We start from the raw sequence: 19,075 nt of genomic DNA on the forward strand, positions 1-19,075 counted from the left end.
TTCCGTGGCAGGAGGGTCGCCTGCGTCGGCAACCGGCCCAGGCTACCCGAAATGCGCCTGAGCTGTGAAATCGCTATAAGGTGAGGTCGTCATACTTCGACGATCGGGGGATCTGTGAGCTATCCCAACGGGCCCTACGGTCAGGGGTTTCCCGGGCAGCAGCCGGGCTACCAGCAGCAGCCCGGGTACCCACAGCAGCCGGGCTACCCGCCACCGGGCTACCCACAACAACAGGGCTACCCGCAACAGCCCGCGTTCGGCGGGGGGTACCAACCGCCCGGGATGCCGCCTCTGACCCCTCCATCCCCGAGCGGTGGCACGGGCATCACCGCGGGTGTGCTGGCCGGGCTGGGCGCCCTGGCCAACCTCGGAGCCGGAATCTTCGGGCTGATCGGCCTGGCGGCGATCAACAGCGACTCGACCTTCGGAAGTTCGGAGCTCTCCGGCGGCGTGTCCGCACTGCTGGTCGTCACGGTACTGATCAGCGTCGTCGTCGGTGTCGTGCTGTTGGCCGGCGCCATTATGTTGTTGCAGCGCAAGATGATCGGTCGCTGGCTCGTGGTCGCGGGATGCGCCTTGACCATCGTGGGCAGCCTGATCAGTCTGGGCCTGAGCGCGGCGGTCACTGCACGCTACGGCTACTACGGCGGCGGCGGTTTCGCCGTGCTGGGTCTGATCTTCCCGGTGGCCACGCTGGTGCTTGCCCTGCTGCCCGCCACCACCGCGTGGATTCAGTCGAAGCCGAATCCAGTAGCACCGCAGCCGTATTCGCCGTTTCAGGGCTGAGCTGACGAGCTCTCGGCGGGTTGCGGTTCGGGCGCCGGTTCCACGCGCACCCGGTCACGGTCGGGCCGCAGCCAGTCCGGCAACCAGCGCGGCGGGTTGTCGGGAGCACCGTCGAACACCCCACCGGTCGGATCGTCGATGCGGCCGCCGTGGCGCACGAGGTCGAGTTCGGGCCGGTAGATCTGGCGGATCACCAACGCGCACAGCCCCATCACGGCGATGTCGCGCAGCAGCACCGTCGTGGTGAACCACTGCTCGGGCAGCCCGCGGTTGGCCTCCCCGTACAGATAGAGCATCCGCGGAACCCAGACCAACGCGTCAATCGTCATCCACGCCAACAGGATTCGGCGGTGCGGCAAGGCAAGGACGGCGAGCGGCACCAGCCACAGCGAGAACTGCGGACTCCACACCTTGTTGGTCAGCAGGAATGCCGTCACCACCAGAAACGCCAACTGCGCCACCCGCGGCCGCTGCGGCGCGGTGAGCGCGATGTAGCCGATCACGATCAGGCACGCCGCGAATAGCACCGCGGTGACCGCGTTGGTCACCGTCGGCGGTTGCCAGAACCCGAGATTCGGGTCGAACCCACGCCAGCCCGTGAACGACTTCACCACGTTGTACAGCGAATCCATGTCGTCGCCACGTCGGGTGTTGAGCCGGAAGAACTCCGACCACCCCCGCGGGAACATCACCATGATGGGCAGGTTCACCAGCACCCAGGTGCCGATCGCCGCCAGCGCGGTCGTGCCGACCTGCCGCATCCGCCCGGTGCGCACCGCCAGCATCGCCAGCGGCAGCAGCAACAGCAGCGGATAGAGCTTGGCCGCCACTCCCAGCCCGATCAGAACACCGGCCAGTGCGGGTTTACGGCGGGCCCACGCCAGCATCGCCCCGGCCGCCGCGGCCGTCGCCAACGCGTCGAAATTGGTGAAGATCTGAAAGATCAAGATCGGTGAACCGGCCACCAGCGCGGCATCCCAGATGCGGCGGCCCGCCATTCGCGCCGTCGCCCAGATGGTGGTGAGCCAGGCCAACGCCAACCCGAACGCGGCGATGTTGAAGAACATCACCACCTCGGCGATGACCGGGAGCGCAATCACCGTCGTGGCGGCCGTGTACGTCTTGGCCAGCGCCATCGACACGTACTGGTAGATGCCGGTGAGCACCGGATACTCCATGTAGCGCACAGCGGGTTCGCCGTCGTACTGCATGCGCTGCTTACCCGTCGAGTCGTTCTCCTGCCAGCTCGACTTGTACGGGAACTTGCCGAGGTTCAACAGCTCTGCGGTGTAGAGCGGGACCGTGTCGGAGTAGCAGAGCTCGTAGTACGCCCGGTTGTTCTGCCAGTTGGCGACGCGTTGGCCCGGGGTGCCCGAACCGGTGGTCTGCAGGCAGGCCGCCTTCGTCGAGTAGCCGAGCGCCAGGAACACCATCGCGATGATGAACATCACGCGCAACGGCGTCATGAACCGCGCCCGCCCGATCACCGCATGCCGGCCGACCGGGCCGCCGAACGGATACGACAGCGCACGACTCAGGACGTCATTGCGGCTGGGTAGGTCGCGGTCGTCCGCCTCTCGGGTGTCCCCCGCGAGCGGCGCCGGCGAAACGAATTCCCGTTCCGTCACGGAGGCGGCATGGGCGCGCCGGGACCACCGGGGACAACCGGCTCAGCCGGCTGCGCCGGTGCGATCGGCACGGTCGTCGGGGGGCCGACCGGGATCGTGATGCCCGGTGCCACTTCGATGGTCGGCTGGATCACGGTCTCCGACGGCATCGTCGGATTGGGCCCCAGCGGTCCGTTCCCGTTTTGCCCCGGTGGCGGGGGCGGCGGCGCCTGCGGCACACCGGCGTAGCCGCCGATCTCCGTCGGCTTCGGGAACGACTCGTTGTCGGTGCCCTGCAGGGCACCGTCCATGGTCGACTTCCAGATGTCCGACGGCAGGCCGGAGCCGTACACGGGCGAACCCCACTGATTCACCAGCGGTTTGACGCCTTCGGTGGTACCGACCCAGACCGCCGTGGACAGCGACGGCGTGTAGCCGACCATCCACGCGTCCCGGTTGGCCCCGGAGTCGCCGAGCTGGACGGTGCCCGTCTTGGCAGCCGAGGAACGTCCGCCCGCGAGGTTGTGCCCGCGCGAGTATCCGGCGATGGGCTGCATCGCCGAGGTGACATTGTCGGCTACTGCCTTGTCGATGCGCTGGTCCCCGTTGTCCTGCTGTGAGGCGTCGAACAGCACCTGGCCTGAGGAGTTGACGACCTTCTGCACGAAGTGCGGCTTGTGGTAGACGCCCGACGCGGCCAGCGTGGCATACGCCGAGGCCATGTCGAGCACCCGCGACTGGTACTGACCCAGCACGACGCCGTTGTTGGGCGGGCCGCCCTTGCCGTCCTCGGACAGCGTGTGCTCGACCCCGGGGAAGCTCTCGGCGACACCCGCATCGTGCGCGGCCTTGGCGACATCTTCCGGCCCGTTCTTGAGCTTCAGCATGAGCCGGTAGTAGCTGGTGTTGAGCGAACGCTTGAGCGCCTCGGCGATGGAGCAGACGCCGCAGCCCTCGCCCTCGACGTTGGTGATCTTGATGCCGTTGACGGTCACCGGCGAGCTGTCCACCTGATAGCCCAGGCCGATGCCCTGCTGCAGTGCGGCGACCAGCGCGAACACCTTGAACGACGAACCGGTCGGCAACCCCGCCTGGGCGAAGTCGAACCCGTTGGCGTCCGAACCGCCGTAGTAGGCCTTGATGGCGCCGTCATGCGGGTCGACCGACACCACCGCGGCCCGCATGTCCGGATCCTGCCCGTCCATGTACTTGGTGACGGCCTTCTCGGCGGCCTGCTGCGCCTGCGGGTCGATCGTCGTGGTGATCTGCAGGCCTTCGGTGTTCAGGGTCTGCTCGCTGACGTCGAAGAGGCCCATCAGCTCCTTCATGACCTGCCGCTCGATCAGACCGTTGGGCCCGGTGGTCTGGTTCTGCTGCGTGGCCTGGTCCCGCGACACCGTCGGCGGGAACACCTGCTTGGCCCGGTCGTCGCGAGACAACGCGCCCATGTCGACCATGCCATCGAGCACCCAGTTCCAGCGCTCGGCGGCGCCTTCGGGGTCAACTGCGGGATCAAGCGTCGAGGGCCGCTGGATCAGGGCCGCGAGCAGCGCACCCTCGGCCACGTCGAGCTGTTCCACGGGCTTGTTGAAGTACGCCTTGGACGCCGCGGAGATCCCGTAGGCCCCGCGACCGAAATAGATCATGTTCAGATACGCCTGCATCACGGCGTCCTTGGACCATTCGCTGGACATCTTCGTGGAGATGACCAACTCCTTGGCCTTGCGCACGAGACCGCCCAGCCCGGAGCGCTCGTCACCCACCAGCGCGTTCTTCACGTACTGCTGGGTGATGGTCGACCCGCCCTGCAGTTCGCCGCCGAACAGGTTGTTCTTGATGGCGCGCAGGAAGCCGGTGAACGAGAACCCGGGGTTGGTGTAGAAGTCGCGGTCCTCGGCGGCCATCACCGCGTTGCGGACGTGCACCGGGATCTGATCGATGTTGACGTCGACGCGGTTGCCTTCCGGCGGCACGATCTTGGCGATCTCGGAGCCGTCGCTGGCGAGGATGGTCGACACCTGGTTGGTGCGGATGTCGCCCGGCTGCGGGACGTCGACGATCATGTAGGCCATACCGAAGGTCACCAGCGGCAGCAGCACCATCACCGCCACGGCCGCGACCAGCCCGCGCCGCACCCACTTCCAGTTGATCCGGAACTGCTTGCGCGGCTGCGGCGGTCCCGCCGGAGGCTCGGACGGCCCTCCCGGACCGCGCCCACCCGGCGGCGGGGGCGGAGGTGGCGGCGACTTGGGTGGCGGTGTGCGGTCCATAGCCGCGCGCACGACGTCGATCGGGGCCGGACCACCGTCGCGGACCGGGGGCAGCACAGTGGTCAGCCGATCATCCGGCGGCACCGCCGAGCGTGACCGATGGGCGCCCCGAGGTCCGCGTGCACCAAGGCGGCCAGCCGCGTTCTGGACGTCGTCGGCTGACCGGTGCTGGCCCTCTTCGCTATTCACTGGCCGTACGCGCGGGCTTGCGCGTGGTGGAAGTTCGTCGTGGCTTGCGCGCCGCCGGTGGACGGGGCGTACCGAGCACATACGACTTGACCAGATGGTTCCAACTGCAGGTCCGGCATACCTCCACCACGTGTACTGCGAACTCGTCGTAGCGCGTCGCCAAAAGGACAAGCTCCTCTGCCGTGCGCGCGGAACCCGACACCGGGCCCAGATGTTCTCCGAATACCCACGACACCAGCGTCAGCTGTTCCTTACGGCAGATCGGGCACATCACCGAACTGGTCTTTCCGTGGAACTTCGCGGCGCGCAGCAAGTACGGATTGGCGTCGCAGACCTCGGAGACGCCGGTGCGCCCCGAGTAGACCTCAGCCAGCAGGGACCGCCGCCGAAGCGCGTAATCCACCACCTGTCTCTGCAATCGCACGTTGACCAGAGTACGTCGGCCCTCCCACCACCGAGGCGCGACCGTGGCTGCAGCTCCTACGATCATCGGCGTGGCAACAAGGCAATCCTCCCCGCGAAGCGCCATGACGCGGGCCAAGGACAGCGACCGCAACGACACCTGCAAAGTGCTCGACAGCGCCTTGGAGGAAGGTCAGCTGTCGATGGAGGAGCACCGCCAGCGGGTCAGCGCGGCCACCAACGCGACCACGCTCGGGCAGCTGGCCACCCTCGTGGAGGATCTGCAGAACTCCAACGCCCCGGTACAGCTGCCGACGCTGAAGGAACCGCAGGTGCGCCGGCTGCCGGGAACGGCCCGCGCCGGCTGGGGTCTGCGCGTCGCGATGGCCGTCGTGCTGGTGCTGTTGGGTATCGGTATCGGCTGGGGTCTCTACGGCAACACCACGTCCCCGCTGAGCTTCACCACCGATCCGGGCGCCAAATCCGACGGCGTCCCCGCCAAGGTGCTCACCTCGCCACGTCAGTTGCTCTCCCTCGGCGGGTTCAACGGGCTCTTCGAGCAGATGCGCAAGAAGTTCGGCGACACCACCGGCTACGAGTTGGAAATCCGCGAGGACTGGGCGTCGCTGTACCGCACCGACCCCAACGACAACCGCCGCAAGATCGAATACGACTACCGCGGCGGCTGGGGCGACCCCAGCTCGTCGCCGCCCAGCGCGCTGAGTGACGGGGACCGCCTCGTCGACCTGGCCAAGTTCAACTTCGACGCGATCATCGGCATGCTGCGCGGCGCCCCGGAATCCCTCAACGTGCCGCGGGCCGACGTGAAGTACACCTGGGTGGAGATCACGCCGTCGAAGGATCCTGCGACGCCGGATGCGCTGAACATCACCATTCGCGTCAGTGGTGATTTCGGTGGTGGCTACATGGTTCTGGCACCCGACGGCACACCCAAAGAGGTCTACCCCAAGAGCTGATCGACCGCCGCTGACCGGGGCTGAGCGAAGTCCCGCGTCGAAACCCCAGGTCGGGCCCGATCGAACTGACAAACGTCGAACTTTGGCAATCCGTTTGTCACGCAATATATCGGCGCGATACAGTTGCACGAGGTGTTGATCCGTCGTAGCGATCGACACATGTCCTGTCGAGGGGGTGATTTCGGTGCTGGAGCTCGCCATCCTGGGTCTTCTGCTCGAATCTCCCATGCACGGCTACGAGCTGCGTAAACGCTTGACGGGTCTACTTGGCGCCTTCCGGGCCTTCTCGTACGGTTCGCTCTACCCGGCACTGCGACGCATGCAGACCGACGGGCTGATCGTCGAGGATGCGGCGCCGCTCGGGTCGACCAAGGTACGCCGCGCGCGCCGGGTTTATCAGCTCACCGACGCCGGTAAGGAACGGTTCACGGAGCTGGTCGCTGATACCGGCCCACAGAACTATTCCGACGACGGGTTCGGGGTACACCTCGCCTTCTTCAACCGCACCCCGGCAGAGGCCAGGATGCGGATTCTGGAGGGGCGCCGTCGTCAGGTAGAGGAACGCCGGGAAGGTCTGCGCGAAGCCGTGGCGCGGGCCAGCAGCTCGTTCGACCGCTACACCCGTCAGCTCCACCAGTTGGGGCTGGAGTCCAGCGAGCGCGAAGTGAAATGGCTCAACGAATTGATCGCGGCTGAACGACTGGGTCAAAGCCGCCCAGACAACCCGTAGGCGCAGCCCTTATAGCCGAGCAGTACCGAATTGAGTAAGGAGACCGTCCATGTCTGAGCACGCAGGAGATATCCGGGTCGCCATTGTCGGCGTCGGTAACTGCGCGTCGTCCCTGGTGCAGGGCGTGCAGTACTACCAGAACGCCGACGAGAACACGACCGTGCCCGGGCTGATGCACGTGAAGTTCGGCCCGTACCACGTCCGCGACGTGAAGTTCGTCGCCGCGTTCGACGTGGACGCCAAGAAGGTCGGTTTCGACCTGGCCGAGGCGATCTTCGCCTCCGAGAACAACACCATCAAGATCGCCGACGTGCCGCCGAGTGACGTCATCGTGCAGCGCGGCCCGACCCTCGACGGCATCGGCAAGTACTACGCCGACACCATCGAGGTGTCCGATGCCGATCCGGTCGACGTCGTCAAGACGCTCAAGGACGCCAAGGTCGACGTGCTGGTGTCCTACCTGCCCGTGGGCTCTGAAGAAGCCGACAAGTTCTACGCCCAGTGCGCCATCGACGCGGGTGTCGCGTTCGTCAACGCGCTGCCGGTGTTCATCGCCTCGGATCCCGTGTGGGCCAAGAAGTTCGCCGACGCCGGTGTCCCGATCATCGGCGACGACATCAAGAGCCAGGTCGGTGCCACCATCACCCACCGCGTGATGGCCAAGCTGTTCGAGGATCGTGGCGTGCAGCTCGACCGCACGATGCAGCTCAACGTCGGCGGCAACATGGACTTCCTGAACATGCTCGAGCGTGAGCGCCTGGAGTCCAAGAAGATCTCCAAGACCCAGGCCGTCACCAGCAACCTGCAGCGCGAGTTCAAGACCAAGGACGTGCACATCGGCCCGTCCGACCACGTCGGCTGGCTCGACGACCGCAAGTGGGCCTACGTGCGCCTGGAGGGCCGCGCCTTCGGTGACGTGCCGCTGAACCTGGAGTACAAGCTCGAGGTGTGGGACTCGCCGAACTCGGCAGGCGTCATCATCGACGCGGTGCGTGCCGCCAAGATCGCGAAGGACCGCGGCATCGGTGGCCCCGTCGAGGCGGCCTCGGCCTACCTGATGAAGAGCCCGCCCAAGCAGCTGCCGGACGATGTCGCCCGCGCGCAGCTGGAGACCTTCATCGAAGGCTGATTCTCGTTGACTCTGCGCCCAGGGCGTGTGCCTCTCGCACATCTACGCCCTGGGCGCAGAGTCGTTTTCACGTAGAGAGCTGTTAGGGCACCGGCCCGCCCGAATCGTTAACGTGAAGCGATGACCTCACCCATTCGTATCGGCGTCCAGCTGCAGCCGCAGCACTCCCCCACCTACGACTACATCCGCGACGCGGTCCGTCGCTGCGAGGACATCGGCATCGACATCGCGTTCAACTGGGATCACTTCTTCCCGCTCTACGGCGATCCCGACGGTGCGCACTACGAATGCTGGACGATGCTCGGCGCGTGGGCCGAGCAGACCTCGCGCATCGAGATCGGCGCACTGGTGAGCTGCAACTCGTATCGCAACCCCGAACTGCTCGCCGACATGGCGCGCACCGTCGACCACATCAGCGCCGGACGGCTGATCCTCGGCATCGGATCAGGTTGGAAGCAAAAGGATTACGACGAGTACGGCTACGACTTCGGCACGGCGGGCAGCCGCCTCGACGATCTGACTGCCGCACTCCCGCGGATCCGGGCCCGCCTGGCCAAGCTCAACCCGGCCCCCACGCGCGACATCCCGATCCTGATCGGCGGGCAGGGCGAGCGCAAGACCCTGCGCCTGGTCGCCGAGCATGCCGACATGTGGCACGCGTTCGTCGACCGCACCACCTATCCGGGCAAGGCGCAGGTGCTCGGCGAGCACTGCGCGAGCGTCGGGCGCGATCCCGAAACCATCGTGCGGTCGGCCGGCGTGCAGGACGACGGCGGGATCGACGCCATGCTCGCCGAGGCCGATGCACTCGCCGACCTCGGCGTCACGATCGTGACCATCGGCGTCAACGGCCCTGATTACGATCTGAGCTCGGCCGAGGCGTTGGTTCGCTGGCGGGACGGCCGCAACGGCGGCTGATACGAATTCCGTCGTCCATAGGTACGACAAATATCGCTGTGCCGCCCATCGCATGCGACACTCTGCGCATCGGTGTCACAGAAGGGGGCTCACCGGGTGCCGAAGAAGTACGGGGTGAAGGAAAAAGACCAGGTGGTGACCCACATCATCAACCTGGTGATGACCGGCAAGTTGCGCACCGGCGACCGGATCGACCGCAACGAAATCGTGCGTGATCTCGGCCTGAGCCGCGTCCCCATCCAGGAAGCCGTCGTGCAACTGGAGCACGACGGCATCCTGTCCACGCGGTATCACCGCGGCGCCTTCGTATCCCGGTTCGACGAGGCCACCGTGGCCGAGCACCACGAGCTGTACGGCATCCTCAACGGCATCGCCTCGGCGCGCTGCGCCACCAACCCCACCCCGCGGATCCTTGCGCAGCTCGACGACACCCTGCGCATCATGCGTACAGCCAAGGACACCCGGGCGTTTCAGGAAGCCTGCTGGCTCTACCGCGACGCGATCAACGACGAGTACGCCGGGCCGCGGCTGCAGGCCGCCATCCGCGCAGGCAAAAGCTTTGCGCCCATCGAGTTCTGGGTGGGCTACCCGCGGGCCAAGACCGACTTCCTGGAGAGCTACGAGAACGAAACCGCGGCCATCCACGCCCGGGATCCGCAGGCCGCCCAGACCGCCTGCGTGCAGCGGGCCAACCAGATGGCGCAGATCATGATCTCCGAGTTGACCCGCCGCGGGGTGTTCGGCGACTTGCGGTCGCCTTGAGCAGAACCCAGCACTGCTGCGGGCGTGACCACTAGGTTGCAACGATGAGCATCAGACGGCTACCGGCGCTGATGGCATCGATCCTGATGGTCATGGGGTTGACGCTGGCAGGTCCGGCCCGCGCCGACACCGACCAGTGCGCGCCGCCCGGAATCAACAGTGCCAGTGCGCTGCCGACCAACTTGGCGGCCGCCGCAACGGGTCCGGGCGCCGACAAATACACGACCCCGACGGTGCAGCCGCTCGACACCGTCAAACTGGACAGTCTCGGGTTGGGCACGCCCGGCGTGCTGACCGTCGGCACCCTCTCGGACGCCCCGCCCAGCATCTGCATCAATGCCAGCGGCCAGTTCACCGGTTTCGACAACGAACTGCTGCGGGCCGTGGCCGACAAGCTGGGCCTGAAGATCAACTTCGTCGGCACCGAGTTCTCGGGGCTGCTGGCGCAGACCACGGCGCGCCGGTTCGACGTGGCGTCATCCTCGATCACCACGACCGACGCCCGCAGGCGCACTGTCGGATTCACCAACGGGTACGACTTCGGCTACTTCTCGCTCGTGGTGCCGACGGGCTCGCCGATCACCGGGTTCGGCAAGCTCGCAGCGGGACAGCGCATCGGCGTCGTGCAGGGCACCGTGCAGGAGGCCTACGTCGTCGACACCCTGCACCTGGAACCGGTGAAGTTCCCCGATTACGCGACCGTCTACGCGAGCCTCAAAACCCGCCAGATCGACGCCTGGGTCGCGCCGTCCCAACAGGCCTCAGGCACCGTCCAGCCCGGCGACCCCGCCAAGATCGTCGAAAACACCTTCAGCTTGGACAATTTCGTCGCGTGGGCGGTGGCCAAGGAGAACCGGCCACTGATCGACGCACTGAACTCCGGGCTCGACGCGGTGATCGCCGACGGCACCTGGGCCCGGCTGTATTCGGACTGGGTGCCGCGTGCGCTGCCGCCAGGGTGGAAGCCCGGCTCGAAGGCCGCGCCGGTGCCGCAACTGCCCGACTTCAGCGCGATCGCCGCCGCCCGCGAGAAACCCGCCGACAACGGTGCCGTGGCACCGAAATCCACGCTGTCACAGCTGGCTGACTCATTCCTGGACTGGGACCTCTACAAGCACGCGATCCCCATCCTGTTCAAGACCGGCCTGCCCAACACCGTCATCCTCACGATCTGCGCCAGCATCATCGGGCTGGTACTCGGAATGGGTCTGGCGGTCGCAGGCATCTCACGATCACGATGGCTGCGCTGGCCGGCCCGCGTCTACACCGACATCTTCCGCGGGCTGCCCGAAGTGGTGATCATCCTGCTGATCGGCCTGGGCATCGGGCCGGTGGTCGGCTCACTCACCGGCAACAACCCCTACCCGCTAGGCATCGCCGCACTCGGCTTGATGGCCGCGGCCTATATCGGGGAGATCTTCCGGTCGGGCATCCAGAGCGTAGAAGCCGGACAGCTGGAAGCCTCTCGCGCACTGGGCTTCAGCTACACCGCGTCGATGCGGCTCGTGGTGATCCCGCAGGGTGTGCGGCGCGTGTTGCCCGCGCTGATGAACCAGTTCATCTCCCTGCTGAAAGCCTCGTCGCTGGTGTACTTCCTGGGTCTGGTGGCCAGCCAGCGCGAGCTGTTCCAGGTGGGCCGCGACCTCAACGCGCAGACCGGCAACCTGTCCCCGCTGGTGGCGGCCGGGTTGTTCTACCTGCTGCTGACCATCCCACTGACCCACCTGGTCAACTACGTCGACAACCGGCTGCGTCGCGGCAGGCCAGTGACCGAGGAAGACCCCGTGGCGGCCGTCCCGCAGGAGATGATCTGATGCCGGCTTCTGAACCAGTCTCGTTGACCGCCAAGGGAATCAAACTTTCCTTCGGCCCGAACGCGGTGCTGCGCGGGGTGGACCTGGATGTGCCTGCCGGTACCACCACCGCCATCATCGGGCCGTCCGGCTCCGGCAAATCCACGTTGCTGCGCACCCTGAACCGGCTCTACGAGCCCGACGCGGGCGACATCCTGCTCGACGGGCGTTCCGTACTGACCGACAATCCCGACCAGCTGCGCCAACGTATCGGCATGGTGTTCCAACAGTTCAACCTGTTCCCACACCGCAGCGTCCTCGACAACGTGACACTGGGTCCGCGCAAGCTCAAGGGCCTCGACACCGACGCGGCCCGCGAGCTGGGGCTGGCCCAGCTGGACCGAGTCGGCTTGCGGCACAAGGCCGATGTCCGGCCCGCCACGCTCTCGGGCGGTCAGCAACAGCGCGTAGCCATCGCGCGGGCGCTGGCCATGGCGCCGCAGGTGATGTTCTTCGACGAGGCCACCTCGGCGCTGGATCCTGAACTGGTCAAGGGCATCCTGGCCTTGATGGCGGACCTGGCCTCCGACGGCATGACCATCGTGGCGGTCACCCACGAGATGGGTTTCGCCCGGTCGACGGCGGACACCGTGGTGTTCATGGATCACGGCGCGGTCGTCGAGTCGGGCGGCCCTGAACACATCTTCGAAGCGGCCGAGACCGACCGGTTGCGACGGTTTCTGTCCCAGGTGCTGTGAGGGGCAGAAGCGGCACCTGTGAATTGACGCGCGAGTTTGGCAAACCTCGCAAGCTGGCGTCGCGTCAGGACCAGACAGGTTAGACTAGCGAACTATGGTGGAGACCGAATCCCAGGTCACCGAGCTGGCAGGGGAACTGCAGCGGGTGCTCTCCAAGGTTTTCTCGGTGCTGCGCCGCGGAGACACGCACAAGGGCACGGCCGGTGAGCTCACGCTGGCTCAGCTGTCCATCCTGCTGACCCTGCTGGATCAGGGCCCGATCCGCATGACCGAACTCGCCGCCCGCGAGCGGGTGCGCACCCCCACCACGACCGTCGCCATCCGCCGACTGGAGAAACTCGGCCTGGTCAAACGCTCGCGCGACCCGTCGGACCTGCGGGCCGTTCTCGTCGACGTCACGCCGCGCGGCCTCGTGCAGCACCGGGAATCCCTCGCGGCGCGCCGCGCGGACCTCGCGACCCGGCTCGCCCGGCTCAGCAGTGAGGATCTGGAAACCCTGGCCAAGGCACTCGCTCCGCTGGAGCGGCTGGCCGGACAGGACCCCGAGGACCAGGGCGGCTCGCATACCGCCGAGCTCACCGACAACGCCGACACCGCAGCAAATTCGGACTGCCCCGGCTGCGGCTGAGCCCGCTCAGCCCAACCAGTCGAGCACCGCCGCCGCGGTCCACGACTGTTGCATGCTGCCCAACGGCTCCCCGGTGAAAGGCTCGTAGTACTCGGCGAACGTGCCGTCGCTGGCCTGCCGCAGCCCCTCCCGGCGCAGCGCCGCTGCCCGCTCGGCCCATCCCCGCCGGGCGAAACACCACGAGAACAGCCACGTCACCAGCGGCCACACCGGCCCGCGCCAATATTCCCTGGGCCGGAAGTCGCGCGACACGGGCGACGTCGACGGGATCAACGCGTAACGCAGGTCCGGATGCCCGCAGAAGCGCGGCCCTTCCAGTAGTCGCAGCAGCGCCCGCTCCCGCTGATGCGGCAGCCCCCCGCACAGCAGCGGCGCGAACTGCGCGACGGTTTCGGTGGCCACCCACTTCTTGGTCCGTAGGTCGTAATCCCTTGCCGCACCGGTGCGTTCGTCGGTGGTCTCCACCACGCCGGCACGGAACCGGTCGGCCCACGCGTAGAGATCGCGCACGTCGGCGTTGGGACGCTTGTAGTCTTCACCGATCTCGGCGAGCACTTGACACGCCACCGAGAAGATTGCCGAGACGAACACATCCTCGACCGCGAAGCTCATCACCTTGGGCAGCAGATGGTCTTCGTAGCGCACCGATTTCATCTCCTCGAGCAGCCACAGATAGCGGTCGTACTCGAGGTCCGACGGCCGTTGGCTGGCGTCGGTGACGATCGTGTTGTCCTCACGCTGGTACTCCGGCACGGTGCCGGGAACCACGTTGGCGTAGGCGCTGTCCCACCGCGGCGAGTTGTCCATCCCGGACTCCCAGCCGTGGTACAGCGTGATCCGGCCACGTCCGTTCTGGTCGCGGCACTCGGCCAACCAGCGGTGCCAGCGCACCAGGTCGTCCCAACGCCGGTCCAGGAACGACGCCGCCAGCGCCCGGGTCGACCGGCCGCGGGTGCGGGCGTTGTCCAGGATGCGCTGCACCGCGATGGCGTGCACGGGCGGCTGGGTGATCCCGGACGTATGGCGGGTGCGGGGCGCATTGGCCGCCAGCGCCGACGTGGCCCACCGCGCCGGGCCCGGGAAGTAACCGTCGACGCCGTTGGCGAAGACGATGTGCGGGATCATCCCGTTGTGCCACTGCGCCGAGAGCAGGGTGTCCAGTTCCACCACGGCTCGCTCGACGCTCAACGGGGCCAGCCCGATCGCGACGAAAGCAGCATCCCAGCTCCACATGTGCGGATACAGCAGGGGTGCAGCCGTGGTCATCACGCCGAGGTCGTTGCCGCGCAGCAGATAGGCGGCGCGGGCGGCGAGCTGCGTGGGGGCGAAGCTGGGATCCGGTGGCATCCGTACCATCATGCGACGCGCGCGCGAAACTCGCAGGCTCGGTGCTCCCCGGGTGGTCTCAGTAGAGTTGCGAACGTGCCCACCGCGTTGATCACCGGGGCCGGCGGCGGCATCGGCTCAGCCATCGCCGCTGCTCTCGCACCCACCCATACCCTGCTGCTGGCCGGCCGGCCGTCAGCCCGGCTCGATGCACTGGCCGAGCGCCTCGGCGCGCCTACCTGGCCCCTGGACCTGACCGACCAGGATTCGATCGAGGCCAGCTCCGAAGTGCTCGACGAGCTCGATGTGCTGGTGCACAACGCCGGCGTGCTCTATCCCGGCCGGGTCGGCGAGTCATCGGCCGAGGAGTGGCGGGCCAGCTTCGAGATCAACGTCACCGGCGCCGTGGCGCTGACGCTCGCGCTGCTGCCCGCCCTGCGGGCGGCCCGCGGACACGTGGTGTTCATCAATTCCGGTGCTGGACAAAAGGTTTCGCCCGGCATGGCATCGTACTCGGCGAGCAAGTTCGCGCTGCGCGCGTTCGCCGACTCGCTGCGCGATGACGAGCCGACCCTGCGCGTGACGTCGATCTTCCCCGGGCGGACCGACTCCGACATGCAACGCGATCTCGTCGCATACGAGGAACGCGAGTATCACCCCGACCACTTTCTGCGCCCGGAAACCGTCGCGGGCCTCGTCGCCACGGCCGTCACCACCCCACCCGACGGACATGTGCACGAAATCGTGGTGCGGCCCGGGTGATGCCGCGATACCCGAGCGTCCACGCGCTGGCCCGCGCGGAACGGTCGGAGTTCGTGGCTCTGCTCCAGGATTTGACCCCGCAGCAGTGGGACGCCCCGAGCCTGTGTCGGGGCTGGACGGTGCGTGACGTCGTCGCGCACACCGTCGCCTACCTCGGCCAGAGCCGAATCGAACTGGCCGCCAAGATGATCCGTGCCCGCGGGGACATCGACAGGCTCAACGCGTGCGGACTTGCCAAGCACGCCGACGCCACGCCTGAGGAGCTGATGAGGCAGATGCGCGCCGGCGTCGAGCCGTCCGGAGCTGCCGCCCTGTACCGCGGTCGCGTGGCCCTCATCGAATGCCTGATCCACCAGCAGGACATCCGCCGACCCCTCGGCCTGCCGCGGATCATCCCGGCCGACCGCTTGCGCGCGGCGCTGAGCTACGCGCGGATCAGCCCCGTCATCGGCGGAGCACAGCGCACCCGCGGGCTGCGCCTGATCGCGACCGATACCGACTGGTCAGCCGGCGTCGGTGCCGAACTCCGCGGACCCGGCGAAGCGCTGCTGCTGGCGATGACCGGCCGGGCCGGCGCGGTGGCCGACGAGCTCACCGGCCCGGGCTGCGCAGAGCTCAGACGACGAGGTTGACCAGCCGCCCGGGCACGACGATGACCTTCTTGGGTGTCTTGCCGTCGAGGAACGCCTGCACCTTCTCATCGGCCAGGGCCGCAGCCTCCAGCGCCGCCTTGTCCGCGTCGGCCGCGACGGTGACCTTGCCACGCACCTTGCCGTTGACCTGAACGGGCATCTCGACGGTGTCGTCGACCAGGTAGGCCGGGTCGGCGACCGGGAACGGTCCGTGGGCCAGCGAGGTGTCGTGCCCCAGCCGCTTCCACAGCTCCTCGGCCAGGTGCGGCGCCAGTGGCGCAAGCATCAACACCAGCGGCTCGAGCGCATCGCGGGACGACACGCCCTCCTTGGTGAGGTGGTTGGTGTACTCGATCAGCTTGGCGACGGCGGTGTTGTTGCGCAGTGCCGCATAGTCTTCCGTCACCCCGGCGATGGTCCGATGCAGGATCCGCAGCGTCGCGTCGTCCAGCGCCTCATGCTCGGCGGCACGTTCGGTGCCGGTGGTCTCGTCGATCACCGCACGCCAGACCCGCTGCAGGAAGCGATGGGAACCGACGACATCCTTGGTGGCCCACGGCCGCGACGCCTCCAGCGGACCCATCGACATCTCGTACACGCGCAGGGTATCCGCGCCGTACTCGTCGCAGATCTCGTCCGGCGAGACCGAGTTCTTCAGGCTCTTGCCGATCTTGCCGAACTCCTGATTGACCTCGTTGTCCTCGTAGTAGAACTTGCCGTCCCGCTCGACGACCTCGGCGGCAGGCACGTAGCTGCCCCGGGAGTCGGTGTAGGCGAACGCCTGGATGTAGCCCTGGTTGACCAGACGCCGATACGGCTCGCGCGACGTCACGTAGCCCAAGTCGTAGAGCACCTTGTGCCAGAACCGCGAGTACAGCAGGTGCAGCACCGCATGCTCGACACCGCCTACGTACAGATCCACCCCACCGGGATCGTCGGGGCCGTGCAGCTCGGGACGCGGACCCATCCAGTAGGCCTCGTTGACCTTGTCGCAGAACTCTTCCGAGTTGTGCGGGTCGGCGTAGCGCAGCTCGTACCACGAGCTGCCTGCCCACTGCGGCATCACGTTGGTGTCGCGCGTGTAGCTCTGCAGGCCGTCGCCGAGATCCAGCTCGACATGCACCCACTCGGTCGCCTTGTTCAACGGCGGGGACGGCTCACTGCTCGCGTCGTCCGGGTCGAACAGCACCGGCGAATAGTCGGGTACATCCGGAAGTTCCACCGGCAGAGCGGATTCCGGCAGCGGGTGGGCCTGACCGTCAGCGTCGTAGACGATCGGGAACGGCTCGCCCCAGTACCGCTGCCGGGCGAACAGCCAGTCCCGCAACTTGTATTCGATGCGGCGCTGCCCGCGGCCCGCGGCCTCGAGGTGCTCGATGATGGTGGCCTTGGCCGCCTCGATGTCCAACCCGTCGAGGTAGTCGGAGTTCACCATCGTGCCATCGCCGGTGTAGGCGGACACCGAAATATCGCCTCCGGCAACCACTTCCACGATGGGCAGACCGAACTCGGTGGCGAAGTCCCAGTCGCGCTGATCGCCGCCGGGCACCGCCATGATGGCCCCGGTGCCGTAGCCGATCAGCACGTAGTCGGCGATGAAGATCGGGATCTTGTGATCGTTGACCGGGTTGGTGGCGTAAGCACCAAGGAACACACCGGTTTTGGTCTTGTTCTCCTGGCGTTCGAGATCCGACTTCGCCGCGATCGCCGCGCGGTACTCGGCGACGGCTGCCGCCGGGGTTTCGGCCCCGTAGGTCCACCGGCGATCGACGCCGTCAGGCCAGGATGCCGCGGTCAGCTTTTCGACCAGCGGATGCTCAGGCGCCAACACCAGATAGGTGGCGCCGAACAGGGTGTCCGGACGGGTGGTGAACACCTCGACGTCACCCGCGTCGGTCGCGAAGTGCACCTGCGCGCCGGTGGAGCGACCGATCCAGTTGCGCTGCATGGTCTTGACCTTGTCCGGCCAATCCAGCACCTCGAGATCCTCGAGCAACCGGTCGGAGTACGCGGTGATCCGCATCATCCACTGCCGCAACCGCTTACGGAACACCGGGAAATTGCCGCGGTCACTGCGGCCGTCGGAGGTGACCTCCTCGTTGGCCAGCACAGTGCCGAGGCCCGGGCACCAGTTGACCATCGAATCGGCGCGGTACACCAGGCGATACGAATCGATGACCGTGGCGCGCTCGGCCCCGGTCAGCTGTGCCCACTGCCGGCCGTCGTCGAGAACACGTGCACCCGAGGCAAACTCGGCCTCCAGCTCCGCGATGGGCCGGGCCTTGTTCTGCTCCGGGTCGAACCAGGCGTTGTAGATCTGCAGGAAGATCCACTGGGTCCACTTGTAGAAGTCGACGTCGGTGGTGGCGAAGCTGCGGCGGGTGTCATGGCCCAGGCCCAGCCGGCCCAGCTGACGCCGGAAGTTGACGATATTGGCCTCGGTGCGGGTCCGCGGGTGCGTGCCCGTCTGCACCGCATACTGCTCGGCCGGCAACCCGAACGCGTCGAAGCCCAACGCATGCAGAACGTTACGACCCGTCATCCGGTAGTACCTGGCGTAGACGTCGGTGGCGATGTAGCCCAGCGGATGGCCGACGTGCAGACCCTCACCCGACGGATACGGGAACATGTCCTGCACGAACATCTTGTCGACGGGGACGGCCGAGCCGTCCGTCGGCGCCAGCGTGCCGACCGGGTTGGCGACATTAAAGGTACCCAGCTCCGTCCAGCTCTGCTGCCACGATTGCTCGATCTCCCCGGCCAGTTCCGCGGTGTAGCGGTGCCCCGGGGTATCGCCCGCACGTGAGGAGGACAAGTCGCCGCCCGCACGCGAGGAGGACAAGTCGCCGCCCGCACGCGAGGAGGACAAGTCGCCGCCCGCACGCGAGGAGGACAAATCGCCTTCGCCTGGGCGCGCGGTATCCGCGCCTGGCTGGGTGGTTGCGGGTTCGGTCACGCCCAACAGGGTATAAGGCGACCGCTGCGGGACCGAAATGCCAGCTCACCAGCCATCCGTGCACGCCTGAGGGCACAGCTTGGTATCGGTTCCGTCGCAGCCGTGTCAGGGGTTGATTCCAGGTCGGTTGAGTGCCTGGTGGCAAAGCGTCCCCGGTGGATACAGTCGGCGCCTACGCAGGGAAGGGCAGCATCCGCCCCACCTTTGGAAGGACCGAGGAATGATCGAGATTACCCGCCGTTGGCGGGTTCTGGCAGCTGGACTGGCCGTGGGGATGGCCGGTGTCATCGGCGTGGCGGGTCAGACTGCCTCTGCCGAGCCACTCCTCCCGCTACCTCCCGCTCCAGGCCCGGCCCTGTCTCTTATACACATCTCCGAGCCCACGAGACTACGCTGCATCGCGGATTGCGTCTTCTGGGTGAAAAAAAAAAGGGGGGGGGGGGGGGGGGG

The 19,075-nt window shown here is 67.1% G+C and carries 16 protein-coding genes; 11 read left to right on the forward strand and 5 right to left on the reverse strand.

The features are described 5' to 3' along the window. Nucleotides 1-114: 114 nt before the first annotated feature. Entirely contained in the window at nucleotides 115-786 is a 672-nt protein-coding gene (locus tag A5784_RS16110) for a hypothetical protein (protein WP_082944880.1), read from the forward strand. Here A5784_RS16110 and A5784_RS16115 read toward each other — a convergent pair. The 3 genes from A5784_RS16115 to A5784_RS16125 all read right to left on the reverse strand — a co-directional run bounded on the left by A5784_RS16115 (nucleotide 777) and on the right by A5784_RS16125 (nucleotide 5,276). Then, on the reverse strand, nucleotides 777-2,414 hold the full coding sequence (locus tag A5784_RS16115; protein WP_064945913.1) for a glycosyltransferase family 87 protein: 1,638 nt from the start codon (nucleotides 2,412-2,414) through the stop codon (nucleotides 777-779). The genes A5784_RS16110 and A5784_RS16115 overlap by 10 nt on opposite strands. After that, complete coding sequence (locus tag A5784_RS16120; protein ID WP_064945914.1) at nucleotides 2,411-4,747, reverse strand: transglycosylase domain-containing protein; 2,337 nt, start codon at nucleotides 4,745-4,747, stop codon at nucleotides 2,411-2,413. Before A5784_RS16120 ends, A5784_RS16115 begins: the two co-directional genes overlap by 4 nt. Before the next feature lie 97 nt (nucleotides 4,748-4,844). After that, nucleotides 4,845-5,276, reverse strand: coding sequence for a DUF5318 domain-containing protein (locus tag A5784_RS16125; RefSeq protein ID WP_064945915.1), 432 nt, complete (start codon nucleotides 5,274-5,276; stop codon nucleotides 4,845-4,847). 103 nt (nucleotides 5,277-5,379) lie between these two features. On the opposite strand from A5784_RS16125, the gene A5784_RS16130 reads away from it, so the two are divergent. From A5784_RS16130 to A5784_RS16165, 8 genes are all read left to right on the forward strand, one after another. Next, the gene (locus A5784_RS16130; protein ID WP_064945916.1) at nucleotides 5,380-6,231 is read left to right on the forward strand and encodes a DUF1707 SHOCT-like domain-containing protein; all 852 of its coding nucleotides are present in this window, start codon (nucleotides 5,380-5,382) and stop codon (nucleotides 6,229-6,231) included. Between the two features lie 184 nt (nucleotides 6,232-6,415). Continuing rightward, nucleotides 6,416-6,961 carry a PadR family transcriptional regulator gene (locus tag A5784_RS16135; RefSeq protein ID WP_064945930.1) on the forward strand — a complete coding sequence of 182 codons (546 nt, stop codon included), beginning with the start codon at nucleotides 6,416-6,418 and terminating at the stop codon, nucleotides 6,959-6,961. A gap of 49 nt (nucleotides 6,962-7,010) precedes the next feature. Next, nucleotides 7,011-8,090, forward strand: a complete 1,080-nt coding sequence (locus A5784_RS16140; protein WP_064945917.1) for an inositol-3-phosphate synthase — start codon at nucleotides 7,011-7,013, stop codon at nucleotides 8,088-8,090. 120 nt (nucleotides 8,091-8,210) lie between these two features. Continuing rightward, the gene (locus A5784_RS16145; protein ID WP_064945918.1) at nucleotides 8,211-9,008 is read left to right on the forward strand and encodes an LLM class F420-dependent oxidoreductase; all 798 of its coding nucleotides are present in this window, start codon (nucleotides 8,211-8,213) and stop codon (nucleotides 9,006-9,008) included. 96 nt (nucleotides 9,009-9,104) lie between these two features. After that, the gene (locus A5784_RS16150) at nucleotides 9,105-9,770 is read left to right on the forward strand and encodes a GntR family transcriptional regulator (protein WP_064945919.1); all 666 of its coding nucleotides are present in this window, start codon (nucleotides 9,105-9,107) and stop codon (nucleotides 9,768-9,770) included. Between the two features lie 44 nt (nucleotides 9,771-9,814). Further along, nucleotides 9,815-11,584 (forward strand): ABC transporter substrate-binding protein/permease, encoded by a 1,770-nt coding sequence (locus tag A5784_RS16155; RefSeq protein ID WP_064945920.1) that lies wholly within the window; start codon nucleotides 9,815-9,817, stop codon nucleotides 11,582-11,584. Further along, nucleotides 11,584-12,321: an amino acid ABC transporter ATP-binding protein gene (locus A5784_RS16160; protein WP_064945921.1), complete on the forward strand. Its 738-nt coding sequence runs from the start codon at nucleotides 11,584-11,586 to the stop codon at nucleotides 12,319-12,321. The genes A5784_RS16155 and A5784_RS16160 overlap by 1 nt, the downstream gene beginning before the upstream one ends. A 94-nt stretch (nucleotides 12,322-12,415) precedes the next feature. Beyond that, nucleotides 12,416-12,949 (forward strand): MarR family winged helix-turn-helix transcriptional regulator, encoded by a 534-nt coding sequence (locus tag A5784_RS16165; protein WP_064945922.1) that lies wholly within the window; start codon nucleotides 12,416-12,418, stop codon nucleotides 12,947-12,949. A 6-nt stretch (nucleotides 12,950-12,955) separates the two neighbouring features. Here the strand turns inward: A5784_RS16165 and ggh are convergent, their stop codons facing one another. Then, on the reverse strand, nucleotides 12,956-14,296 hold the full coding sequence (ggh, locus tag A5784_RS16170) for a glucosylglycerate hydrolase (protein ID WP_064945923.1): 1,341 nt from the start codon (nucleotides 14,294-14,296) through the stop codon (nucleotides 12,956-12,958). A 75-nt stretch (nucleotides 14,297-14,371) separates the two neighbouring features. Between ggh and A5784_RS16175 the strand changes: the two genes are divergently transcribed. Then, nucleotides 14,372-15,037, forward strand: coding sequence for an SDR family oxidoreductase (locus tag A5784_RS16175; protein ID WP_064945924.1), 666 nt, complete (start codon nucleotides 14,372-14,374; stop codon nucleotides 15,035-15,037). Continuing rightward, on the forward strand, nucleotides 15,037-15,669 hold the full coding sequence (locus A5784_RS16180) for a maleylpyruvate isomerase family mycothiol-dependent enzyme (RefSeq protein ID WP_064945932.1): 633 nt from the start codon (nucleotides 15,037-15,039) through the stop codon (nucleotides 15,667-15,669). The genes A5784_RS16175 and A5784_RS16180 overlap by 1 nt, the downstream gene beginning before the upstream one ends. Here A5784_RS16180 and leuS read toward each other — a convergent pair. Then, nucleotides 15,653-18,511, reverse strand: coding sequence for a leucine--tRNA ligase (gene leuS, locus A5784_RS16185; protein WP_197514772.1), 2,859 nt, complete (start codon nucleotides 18,509-18,511; stop codon nucleotides 15,653-15,655). The two genes, A5784_RS16180 and leuS, sit on opposite strands and share 17 nt — an antisense overlap. Nucleotides 18,512-19,075: the final 564 nt, after the last annotated feature.

This window comes from Mycobacterium sp. 852013-50091_SCH5140682 (assembly GCF_001665685.1).
In the GTDB taxonomy this organism is placed as follows: domain Bacteria; phylum Actinomycetota; class Actinomycetes; order Mycobacteriales; family Mycobacteriaceae; genus Mycobacterium.

What these genes read in the sequence shown, in the direction of transcription:
- A5784_RS16180 (WP_064945932.1), top strand. Translation starts at nt 15,037, where the DNA reads ATGCCGCGATACCCGAGCGTCCACGCGCTGGCCCGCGCGGAACGGTCG.
- ggh (WP_064945923.1), bottom strand. Translation starts at nt 14,296, where the DNA reads ATGCCACCGGATCCCAGCTTCGCCCCCACGCAGCTCGCCGCCCGCGCC.
- A5784_RS16130 (WP_064945916.1), top strand. Translation starts at nt 5,380, where the DNA reads ATGACGCGGGCCAAGGACAGCGACCGCAACGACACCTGCAAAGTGCTC.
- A5784_RS16155 (WP_064945920.1), top strand. Translation starts at nt 9,815, where the DNA reads ATGAGCATCAGACGGCTACCGGCGCTGATGGCATCGATCCTGATGGTC.
- A5784_RS16165 (WP_064945922.1), top strand. Translation starts at nt 12,416, where the DNA reads ATGGTGGAGACCGAATCCCAGGTCACCGAGCTGGCAGGGGAACTGCAG.
- A5784_RS16145 (WP_064945918.1), top strand. Translation starts at nt 8,211, where the DNA reads ATGACCTCACCCATTCGTATCGGCGTCCAGCTGCAGCCGCAGCACTCC.
- A5784_RS16160 (WP_064945921.1), top strand. Translation starts at nt 11,584, where the DNA reads ATGCCGGCTTCTGAACCAGTCTCGTTGACCGCCAAGGGAATCAAACTT.
- A5784_RS16140 (WP_064945917.1), top strand. Translation starts at nt 7,011, where the DNA reads ATGTCTGAGCACGCAGGAGATATCCGGGTCGCCATTGTCGGCGTCGGT.